This window comes from Oleiphilus sp. HI0132 (assembly GCF_001635845.1).
Genome location: NZ_LWGJ01001029.1, coordinates 1 through 10,216, shown reverse-complemented (window position 1 = coordinate 10,216; position 10,216 = coordinate 1). Strand labels below are relative to the sequence as shown.

Here is a 10,216-nt window from a genome sequence, read left to right as displayed (position 1 = left end):
TGTTGTCAAGAGTCAGGTCGAGTGTAAAGTGCTTTCGAATATCGTCAAGCAGGTCGCCTTGGTCAGGGTTATGGCTAGGTCTATCACGAAGAAGCTGAAGCTCCTGATTGACTTTCTGTTCCAGCTCATCAGTTGGAGTGATAAAACCGTATTGCTCGTAGTTACGATTCTGCTGTTTGTTATGTTCGGCAGATGCGCTGTCGATAAGCTTATTATTCAGAGCAAAACTACTGAATAGATCTTCATCTGGGCTGCTCAAAAGGCCGCTAACGAAAAACTTTTCTTTTGGCTCCACCGTTTCGTCAAATATTTGAGAGATTAAATAGGGTGGTGCTGTTAGTGCTTCGTTGTCGGAATTACTAGCTGGTGTCGTACTGGTGTGCTCTGGGGAGGGTTGGAGCTTTGCTTTACTAGCAGTTGACGCTTGCTTAATGCCACTTTCTTGAGTATTTGAGATTTGTTCGCTTACTTGAGTGTTTTCCTTGCTCTCAATGTCGGGGGTAGGTTCGCTTTTGTTTGATGTTGTGTTGCTGGAAACTGACGGCACCGAGCTAGGGGGGGCAAGCTGTCCGCGCGACGAATCAAAGCTCGCGCAAGCGTTAATAAGCAAAAGTAGAACTATAAGAGGAAAATGACGCATATCGATTGGGTGGCTATTTTACTGCTGCGAGAAAAGGAACACATTTTGTTAGGCGTTAAGCAAGTTTTCCCGCCCAGTCTATGAAGTAGGGGCTTTAGGGTCAACTGCTTGGAGCTAAATAATTAGTAACAAATTTAACTCTGTAAGTGCTAACCCGTTGTTACTATGGTCAGAACTGATCTTTCGCGAGCCTTGTTGCGGCAAAAATATCTGGCTCACAGCTATTCGTATTGGGGAATAGTTGTTTAACATTCGAAGCTAAGGCTGGATCGTTGCTTCTAAAAAACGGGTTTATCTCCAGTTCTGTTTTTAGTGTGGAGGGGATAGTGGATAAGCCACGCTTACGCAAATCGGTGGCTTCTACTAAGTAGTTTTGTAGTGCCTGGTTGTCTGGCATTAGACTCAGTGCAAAATCTAGATTGGCTAATGTATATTCGTGTGCACAGAAGATGCGTGTCGTCTTCGGTAGTAAGCGGATTTTTCCAAGCGAGTTATACATTTGTTCAGCACTGCCTTCGAATAAGCGACCGCAACCACCTGAGAATAGTGTGTCCCCACAAAACAATGCGTCTAGTTGTTCGCAATAGTAGGCATTATGATCAAGCGTATGACCCGGAACGTCGAGGCTTTTGAATTGTAAGCCAAGTAAGCTGATCGCTTCGCCTTCAGACAGTTGCTCATCGATACCTTCAACTTTTGAGTGAGATGAGCCGAAGCTTTTACAGTCATATTGATCTTTAAGTTTTGCCAAGCCTCCCGTGTGATCAGGGTGGTGGTGAGTGATAAGAATTGCTACTAGGTCTAGCCCTTGTGAATTCAAATAATCTTGAGTGTCACTAAATGAGCCAGGATCAACAACGACAGCCTGCATGCTCGCGTCATCATATATACACCAGATATAATTGTCTGAAAAAGCAGGTATGCCATGAACTTTTATCATATGATAACTCTCACTTAGGTTGATTTGTCATAGCTTAGAATGAATACTGGGTAAATTAAAGCTACTTTAGATAGAGTCTGCTTTGTTGCGAGCACGCTGCGGGAGCTTTGCGATGTCAGGGTTACAAGATTTGGATAAAAATGCACAGGCTAACAGTTCTAAACAACAGCAACTGGAACAGTGGTTTCAGAGTGCTTTAGGACGTAGTTTATTAGCTGACCAACGGCGTAATATAGCAAATAAAATACATCGCTTGTTTGGCTATCACCAGGCTGAGATAGGTGTCTCGCATAGGGTGCCAGTAGGTAACCCAAGTAGCTTGGGGCATAAATTTTATGTGTTGCCAGAGTGGGAACCGGACTTACCTGAAAACTCTATTATTTCTTCTTCTGAGGAATTGGCATTAGAAAGCGAAACCCAAGATGTTGTTATCTTGCACCATGCACTAGATTTTTCCAGTGCGCCTCATCAAACCCTGCGAGAGGCAGCCAGGGTGCTCAAGTCTTCTGGTACGATGGTGATAGTTGGGTTTAACCCTCTCAGTACTTGGGGAGTGAGGAGGTTGTTAGGGAGGTCGCAGCAAGCACCCTGGAATAGTTGTTTTATTGGTGGTAAGCGAATCGAAGATTGGTTGAATTTGCTCGATTTTAGGGTGGGAACTACTAAATACCATTACTACGGCCTGCCTTTTAATAATGCAGGTTTATTTAGGCGTTTTTTGTGGCTCGATAAAGTGCTCAATACAAAAGTCCCCCTAGGCGCATACTATTTGATATCGGCACAAAAACAGGTCGGTTCACGAATCAATTCCTACTCAAAATGGCGTCGAGGTGCAAAGGTCGTAGGAATGCCTTTGGCAAGCTCACGGCACACTCGGGTTTTGGAACAAGACTTTTCAGTTTATAACGAGAAAGATAAAGAAGAATGATAGAGATTTATACCGATGGAGCCTGTAAAGGCAACCCTGGACCGGGAGGTTGGGGAGCATTATTAACAAGCGGGAAGCATCAGAAAAAGATTTATGGTGGTGAGCTTGATACAACCAACAATAGAATGGAGCTGCTTGCTGCAATTCGGGCGCTCGAAAGCTTAAAGAAACCTAGTGTTGTTCACTTACATACCGACTCCCAATATATGCGCAAAGGGATGCTTGAGTGGATAAAAGGTTGGAAGAAAAATGGCTGGAAAACTGCAGCCAAAAAGCCAGTAAAGAATGTTGAGCTATGGAAAGCGTTGGATGAGCAAGTCGCAACACATGAGGTAAAATGGTTTTGGGTGAAAGGTCATAGTGGTGATCCAGGTAATGAAATGGCTGACCAGCTTGCCAATCTCGGAGTTGACTCGGTTATTCGAAAAGACAGTATTGGTAAGGTTCATGTGATTGATGGAGTTGAAGGGTGAGGCAGGTCGTACTTGATACAGAAACCACCGGTATAAATCCTCAGCTTGGCCACAGGATAATCGAGATTGGTTGTGTCGAACTGATTGACCGTAAGCTGACAGGAAATCACTACCATGTGTATATCAATCCAGAGCGGGTCGTAGAGCAAGAAGCGATAGATGTCCACGGAATAACGAATGAGTTTCTAGCTGATAAGCCTTTGTTTGCTGATATTGCCCAAGAATTTCTTGAGTATATAAAAGGTTCTGAACTGGTTATCCATAATGCGGCGTTTGACGTTGGCTTTATCAACTACGAATTTAACCTTTTGGTCAACAAGATCCCTCCGGTAGAAAATTACTGTGGTGTATTAGATACACTAGCCATGGCGCGAGAGAAGCATCCGGGGCAAAAGAACAATCTGGATGCTTTATGTAAACGCTACGGTATCAATAATAGTCACCGTGAACTGCACGGGGCTTTATTGGATTCCGAAATACTCGCTGATGTTTATTTATTACTAAGTGGTGGGCAGACTAGCTTGTTGCTAGATAAGGAAAAGACAGATGAAGGTGGCGCCGGAGGTATTCGAAGGTTACCCGGTACACGCAAGCCTCTACCTGTTCTGGCTGCCAATACAGAGGAAGCTGCGTCTCATGAAAAATACCTCGAATCACTTAGAAAGAAATCAGGCCAGGTGATTTGGGACTTATAAGTGTTTCATAAGTAGCAGAGCTAGTCTTTGCTAATTACGAAAACACACAGTGCTAAACTTGTTAAGCGTCGGAATTGTGATATAAATTAATAACCAACGATATTTTTTTAAATTGATTTAGAGCATGTTCTGACCATTAACTGAGACGTTATTTGGTTAGAAGTATTAATACAAGAATTAAAGCGGTTTTATTTTGAAACTTGATAATTACTCTTTGGACCGGAATTAGCTTATGGCCTTGTCATCTACGAGTCTAAGTTCTATTGAACTGGTTCAGCCGGAAATTGAAGCAACAATTCAACACGCAGAGCAAAGCCTGGAACGATTTCAGGAAAATCGCGACAGTGGAGAAGATCTTCAGAACTGCATCGATTACTTGAACCAATTGCGCGGTATCTTTGTGCTGGTAGAGGTACAGGGCTGCGTGCTGCTATGTCAGGAATCTGTTGCCTTAGCGAATGAAGTGCCTGTTGGTGCAAATGACGACAAAAATGGCCTGTTAACAAACCTAAGTAATGCTATTTTTATCTTGCGCCGTTATACCGAATATTTTTGTCAGAAGAAGCTTGATCATCCAGAGCTTCTTTTGCCGATTATCAATGAGCTTCGAATAGCCAGAAAAACCAAACCCTTTCCAGAGTCACACTTTTTTGACTTACCCAGCGATAGGGCATTTGACCCGANCACTATATTTGGCCTATCGAGTAGTAATAAACTTGGTGACTTTGAACACCACGCTAAGCGCTTCAGGCATATGTATCAGGTTGGTTTGCTTGACATATTGCGTGACCGAAACAAGCAAATAGCGTTGCGGCTAATCTCTCGTGCCTCCAAAGGTGCAATGAAACTATGTGCTGGTGAGCCATTGGCGCAATTTTGGGCCTTAGTGAATATTGTCGCAGACACCTTGCTTGAACAAGATATGAGTACTCATGACCTTCGCAAGCGCTTGTTTATGAAGGTTGAAAAGTACCTTCGTGAGATGGCATTGGTTGGAACTGTGGTGACCAGTAAATCGGCACCGGAGTCTTTGCATAAAGAGCTTATCTACTTGTTAGCAATTAGTGGTTCTTATTCTCAGCAAGTGAATGCAGTACTGGAAGGCTACAAAGTTTCCCTATTGGATTTTGATGAAAAGTCTTTATCGGCAGAAAGCAAGCGGTTGTTTGGCCCGGGTGCAGATGTTCTTAAGTCTTTGTCCAATGCATTGCAAGAAGAGCTAATTCAGCTTAAAGAAAAATTAGATATTCTTGAGCGTGGTGATGCGCCAAGCGATGAGGATATGCAGTTTATAGTGGGTGTCTTTGAACGCCTGAGCAGCACCTTGTCTATGCTCGACCTGAAGAAGATTAGCCTAGCTTGTGATCAGCAGATCGAAGCAATCAAAACTTGGCAAGGCACAGGGACGGATGTTGCCGAACAGGATTTATTTGCTGTAGCTGACGCTGTGTTAGGTATTGAGCAGGCGATTAAGCGCTTTGAAGAAACGGGTATTCAGGGTGAAGTAGAGTTGCAGTCGGCCCATAAAGATGGCGAAACGCCATATTTGAGCGAAGCGACTATCGTTGTTATTGATGAGTCAAAGTCCGGGCTAGGCTTGGCTAAACGATCAATTAGCTCCTACGTTGAATCCCAGGGTGATAAGCTTCACCTGGCAACAGTCTATACTGTCATGGACAGTATCCGTGGTGCAATGAGCATCATTGGTGAGGAGAGGTTAACGTCCTTGTTATTTAAGTGCATGTCCTGTATTCAACAGGAGTTGGTTGACGGTGATACGATGCCTGACCAGACTTTGTTAGAAACTCTGGCTGATGCACTGACTTCATTGGAATACTACATTGAGAGTATGACCAAGGCACAAACCCAGAATGATGCTTTGTTAAAGTTGTCAGAAGAAAGTCTGGCTTCAATTGGGTATGGTACTTAAGCTTATACAAGGGTAGGAGGTAATTATGTTCTTGCCCGTCTTGTCTATTGCTATTCTCGGCGCTCTGCTAATTGTTATTTCTTTCAAGTACCTGTTCCTTCGTACATGGTTCAAGGCATGGCTAAAAGCTACGCTTGCTATTCTAGCTATACTCTCTGCAATGGCCCTTCTTTACAGTTCCTGGGATTTGTACAGTTTTAAAGCACAAACTTCTGCTCAAAAGATAGCAAGCGTTGAAACATTTAGACTTGGACCTCAACGATATAATTTGGTTTTAGAGCTAAACGAACAGCCTCCTCTGCACTTTGAAATAGAAGGGGATATGTGGCAGCTGGATGCTCGCTTGCTCGTCTGGGGAGATTTCTGGCGCTTTTTAGGGATGGAAGATGCATTTCGTTTTGACCGCTTATCTGGACGTTACCATTCAATAGATGATGAAAGAAATAAGCCCAGGACGCTGTTTAATCTTTGGCAGGCTGACAAGGGCTCAGAAAATACGCTGCCTGTGCTTAGAGATTTTAAGCAATGGCTAACTAGTTATAAGTGGCTGCCAGGGGCGAGCTTGGTTTACGGGAGTGGTACCTTTATTCCTATGAAAGACCGGGCTCGGTTTAGCGTTTATTTGAGTGAGGGTGGTTTGCAGGCTCGAGCGGAGAATGTTCAGGCACACGAGGCAATTGAGAGCTGGCTTTAAGCTTTAAAACCGGCTTAAGCGATTTAAGTATTCAATCGCACGTTCTTCTGACCAGTAGAGTCCTTCTTTGTTAAAGCCCATAAAGCCAACATGACCACCAAAACGTGGTGTTTCTAGCTCGAAGCAAGGGTTGCTCTTCGCTGCTTCATGTGGGAAACATTGCTTTGTGAGGAATGGGTCATCTAACGCGCTGATAAGTAGTGTTGGTGTATTTATCTGTTCTATATACCTGCTAGAACTCGATTTGTACCAGTATTCTTCTGCACTAGCAAAGCCGTTTAATGGTGCAGTGTAGCGCTGGTCAAAGTCGTAAAAGGTTTTCAGTTTTCTAAAACCTGTTAGGTCAACTTCTTGCGGGAAACGAAGCTTTTTTTCTTTAAGTTTTGCTTTAAGGCTGAACAGGAAATTTTTCATGTAAATTTTATTCTGTGGCAGCGCTAACTGTTTTGAGCTGCTAGTTAAATCACATGGAACAGAAAAGGTAACGGCGCCGCTGACTTCTTTGGGAACGTCTTCGGATTCGCGGCCAAGGTATAAAAGTGTCTTATTGCCACCAATGCTAAAGCCAACTAAGCAGACCTCTTCGTAACCTTGTGCTATGGCATGCTTAACAACGTATTGTAAGTCTCCTGTTTGACCGCTGTGGTATGACTGGAGCTTTCTGTTTGGTTCGCCACTGCATGAGCGGAAGTTCCAGGCAAGCACATCCCAGTTGTTCTGGAGCGCAATTTTCGCCATGCCGAGTATGTATGGACGTTTACTATGTCCTTCAAGGCCATGACTAAGCACCACAAGCCTTTTAAGAGGGCTTTGCTTGTTCTTGGCCCAATCCAGGTCGATAAAGTCTTGGTCGGGTGTTTCCAGGCGCTCACGAGTATAAAAGTCAGCTGATACCTTTCTGAAAACTGAAGGATAGACGCTCTGAAGGTGGCCATTTCTGGCCCACCAGGGAGGAAGGTATTCCATTTATTTATCACCCAGCAAAAAATATCTGGTGATTATGCGGCAAAACAGGCCGCTGTTAAATACTAAAAGTCGAGAAGCTGTTGAACGAGGAAGCCAAGCATGATGCCAGTGATGCTCATGGCCAATACGATGTCGATAAAGGTAAAAGGTTTACTTTCTTGTCTCATGATCTACTCTCTTCTTTATTTGCGACACTAATTACTCAGGTAATGAACCAGCAGCTAAGATAAGTTTGCTAGTTCACGGTAGGTCGCAATTTAAAATATCCTTGTAATGTCGTTGTGGTTATATTGTAACTAAATTATTGATGCTTTTTAGGGCTCTAATTTAAAACAATGTTAAATGTGAGTTTATGTATCTGAGCGTTTGTTAATTTTTAACAAAGCTAATAGAAACGTCTAATTGCGTCGTTTACATCTAGATACAAAGTAGTTAATTGAGGAAGTTGAATGAATTGGGATCGTGATCGCTTATTAATGGAGTTAGGTAAGTTTTCGTTTAAGTCGAAAGCTGCAGTTAAGGGGGAAATAGCGCATTACTATGACTTCTATGATATGGCTTTCTATCGTGAGTTCGACGGACTAGAGCAGCGTGCAGGTTGGCTTGATGCAAGTGACTTTCGTATCGTTATGCAAAGCTTTAAACCACTTGATGCTAAAGGTACCGTGTTTGTGTTTCATGGATACTTCGATCATGCCGGAATATATCATCACCTAATTCGCTTTTTAATAAAGTCGGGTTATGCGGTTGTTATCTATGATATGCCTGGACATGGATTATCAAGTGGCAAGCCTGCTTCAATTCAGTGTTTCCAGCAGTATCAAGAGGCGATCGATGCTTGTTTGGCGTCGTGTCGCGCTAATCTACCGCAACCATTCCACTGTGTTGGTCAGAGTACGGGCGGGGCAGTTTTGATTGACCGCTTAATGCATACTGAAACGCACGGTGAAGCTTTTGATAAGGTGGTTTTGCTCGCGCCGCTGGTGCGACCTAAAGGCTGGAGCTTTGTTAAAAAGGCTCACTCTTTGGTTAAACCGTTTTTCAAAGTGTGGCATCGCTCATTCTCACAAAATAGCGCGGATGTGAAATTCCTGAAGTTTCTGAAAGAACATGACCCCTTGCAGTCCAAGTGGTTGGCGGTTGACTGGATTAGTGCCTTACGCGATTGGGTTCCACGAATTGAAAGTGGTAAGAAGCTCAAACGAAAGGTATTGATTATTCAGGGCACTGACGACATGACAGTTGACTGGGAACACAATATCACGGTGCTAAAGAGAGTGTTTAGTGAGGTGAAAATAGCCTATCTAGAGGGTGCGCAGCATCATCTGGTAAATGAGTCGCTTCTCAAAAGGCAGAGCGTGTTTGACGCTTTGCTTAGTGAGTTTAATGCAAATTCCACGACGAGTATTGTTGAGGAAAAAAAGGCAGGCAAAAAAGTGACCAAGAAGGTAACTAAGGTTCGTAATAAAGGCTCAGCATCCAAGGCATAAGCGCTTTTCGTTAGAATTAAGTCTTAATTTAGAAGTAAAAAAGCCGCATTCAAATGAGATGCGGCTTTTTGCTTTTTGCTTTTTGCGGATCGAATTGTTTCTAGAACAGAACTCGACAACGAATCGTTCCGTTGACTGTTTTTAGCTTGTCTTTCGCTAGACCGCTGCACTCTTTATTAACATCAATTACAACATAACCCACGCCTTCGTTGGTTTGAAGGTATTGACCTAGAATGTTGATGTTGTTTTCAGATAGCACTTGGTTGATCTCGGACATAACACCCGGAATGTTCTCATGAATATGAAGAATTCTGTGGTTATCTGGGTGAGATGGTAGCGCAACCTCAGGGAAGTTAACCGAAGTGATAGAAGTACCAGTATCACTATAGGTAGCTAGCTTCTCACCAACTTCGAAACCAATGTTGGCTTGCGCTTCCATTGTGCTACCACCAACGTGAGGCGTTAGGATAACGTTATCAAACTCGCGAAGAGGAGAAATAAATTCTTCGTTGTTTGACTTAGGCTCTACAGGGAATACATCCACTGCGGCGCCCAATACTCGGCCAGACTTAAGTGCTTCACATAATGCGTCAATTACAACAACTGTTCCACGAGCTGCGTTAATGAAGATGCTGCCATCTTTCATTTGAGCAAACTGTTCTGGTCCCATCATGTCTTGTGTTGCACCGGTTTCAGGTACGTGCAGGCTGACAATATCAGACATGCCAAGCAAGTCTTCCATAGAATCAAGTTGCGTTGCATTACCCAAAGGAAGTTTGGTTACTACATCGTAGAAGTAGACCTTCATGCCCAATGATTCAGCAAGAACGCTCAACTGGCTGCCGATGCTGCCGTAGCCAACAATCCCGAGCTTTTTACCGCGAATTTCGTAGCTATTGGTAGCTGATTTTAGCCAGCCACCGCGGTGAGCAAGAGCATTCTTCTCAGGTACGCCACGAAGTAGTAGAATTGCTTCGGCAAGTACTAGTTCGGCAACACTTCGAGTATTTGAGTAAGGAGCGTTAAAAACAGCGATACCGTGTTTGGTAGCTGCTTTAAGGTCGACCTGATTGGTACCAATACAGAAACAACCAACTGCGATTAGCTTTTTAGCGGCTTGAAATACTTCCTCAGTCAATTGAGTGCGTGAACGAATACCGACGAAGTGAGCATCTGCGATCTTTTCGATCAACTCATCTTGAGCCAAAGAAGTTTTCAAATATTCAATGTTGGTATAACCTGCCTTTTTAAGTGTTTCCACAGCAGATTCATGTACACCTTCTAAAAGCAAAAACCTGATTTTACCTTTATCTAAAGACGTCGTAGTCATATTCGCAAAAAACCTTTTATCTAAGAATCAAAATACACTGTTAACAACAGATTATTTCAAGAATTTGTGTCTGGAAAAGCCGCGTATGATAACATATTCCGCTTTTTAGTCGTTCAAAATATTAAAACTC

General features: G+C 43.3%; 9 protein-coding genes. 5 read left to right on the top strand and 4 right to left on the bottom strand.

The genetic code is table 11. The features are described from left to right. On the bottom strand, positions 1 to 610 hold a 610-nt coding region (locus tag A3766_RS12030; RefSeq protein ID WP_156508886.1), incomplete at its 3' end, for a hypothetical protein. Between the two features lie 199 nt (positions 611 to 809). After that, on the bottom strand, positions 810 to 1,580 hold the full coding sequence (gloB, locus tag A3766_RS12025) for a hydroxyacylglutathione hydrolase (RefSeq protein WP_068507824.1): 771 nt from the start codon (positions 1,578 to 1,580) through the stop codon (positions 810 to 812). Between the two features lie 112 nt (positions 1,581 to 1,692). Between gloB and A3766_RS12020 the strand changes: the two genes are divergently transcribed. The 4 genes from A3766_RS12020 to A3766_RS12000 all read left to right on the top strand — a co-directional run bounded on the left by A3766_RS12020 (position 1,693) and on the right by A3766_RS12000 (position 6,300). Further along, positions 1,693 to 2,508 (top strand): class I SAM-dependent methyltransferase, encoded by an 816-nt coding sequence (locus A3766_RS12020; protein ID WP_068552990.1) that lies wholly within the window; start codon positions 1,693 to 1,695, stop codon positions 2,506 to 2,508. Further along, complete coding sequence (rnhA, locus tag A3766_RS12015; protein ID WP_068510651.1) at positions 2,505 to 2,981, top strand: ribonuclease HI; 477 nt, start codon at positions 2,505 to 2,507, stop codon at positions 2,979 to 2,981. Before A3766_RS12020 ends, rnhA begins: the two co-directional genes overlap by 4 nt. Next, complete coding sequence (gene dnaQ, locus A3766_RS12010) at positions 2,978 to 3,676, top strand: DNA polymerase III subunit epsilon (RefSeq protein WP_068642266.1); 699 nt, start codon at positions 2,978 to 2,980, stop codon at positions 3,674 to 3,676. Before rnhA ends, dnaQ begins: the two co-directional genes overlap by 4 nt. A 1,955-nt stretch (positions 3,677 to 5,631) precedes the next feature. Further along, a complete protein-coding gene (locus tag A3766_RS12000; RefSeq protein ID WP_068508922.1) occupies positions 5,632 to 6,300 on the top strand; it encodes a hypothetical protein in 669 nt (222 codons plus the stop codon). 3 nt (positions 6,301 to 6,303) lie between these two features. On the opposite strand, the gene A3766_RS11995 is transcribed toward A3766_RS12000, so the two are convergent. After that, positions 6,304 to 7,266: a YheT family hydrolase gene (locus tag A3766_RS11995; protein WP_068510646.1), complete on the bottom strand. Its 963-nt coding sequence runs from the start codon at positions 7,264 to 7,266 to the stop codon at positions 6,304 to 6,306. A gap of 449 nt (positions 7,267 to 7,715) precedes the next feature. Here A3766_RS11995 and A3766_RS11990 point away from each other — a divergent pair, with 449 nt between their 5' ends. Continuing rightward, entirely contained in the window at positions 7,716 to 8,756 is a 1,041-nt protein-coding gene (locus tag A3766_RS11990; RefSeq protein WP_068507260.1) for an alpha/beta hydrolase, read from the top strand. Between the two features lie 100 nt (positions 8,757 to 8,856). Here A3766_RS11990 and serA read toward each other — a convergent pair whose 3' ends face one another. Beyond that, positions 8,857 to 10,086, bottom strand: coding sequence for a phosphoglycerate dehydrogenase (gene serA, locus A3766_RS11985; RefSeq protein WP_068507262.1), 1,230 nt, complete (start codon positions 10,084 to 10,086; stop codon positions 8,857 to 8,859). Positions 10,087 to 10,216: the final 130 nt, after the last annotated feature.

Bases quoted from the DNA above. Each gene is read 5' to 3' on its own strand.
- rnhA (WP_068510651.1), top strand. From the start codon at position 2,505: ATGATAGAGATTTATACCGATGGAGCCTGTAAAGGCAACCCTGGACCG.
- A3766_RS11995 (WP_068510646.1), bottom strand. From the start codon at position 7,266: ATGGAATACCTTCCTCCCTGGTGGGCCAGAAATGGCCACCTTCAGAGC.
- gloB (WP_068507824.1), bottom strand. From the start codon at position 1,580: ATGATAAAAGTTCATGGCATACCTGCTTTTTCAGACAATTATATCTGG.
- A3766_RS12000 (WP_068508922.1), top strand. From the start codon at position 5,632: ATGTTCTTGCCCGTCTTGTCTATTGCTATTCTCGGCGCTCTGCTAATT.
- A3766_RS12020 (WP_068552990.1), top strand. From the start codon at position 1,693: ATGTCAGGGTTACAAGATTTGGATAAAAATGCACAGGCTAACAGTTCT.
- serA (WP_068507262.1), bottom strand. From the start codon at position 10,086: ATGACTACGACGTCTTTAGATAAAGGTAAAATCAGGTTTTTGCTTTTA.
- A3766_RS11990 (WP_068507260.1), top strand. From the start codon at position 7,716: ATGAATTGGGATCGTGATCGCTTATTAATGGAGTTAGGTAAGTTTTCG.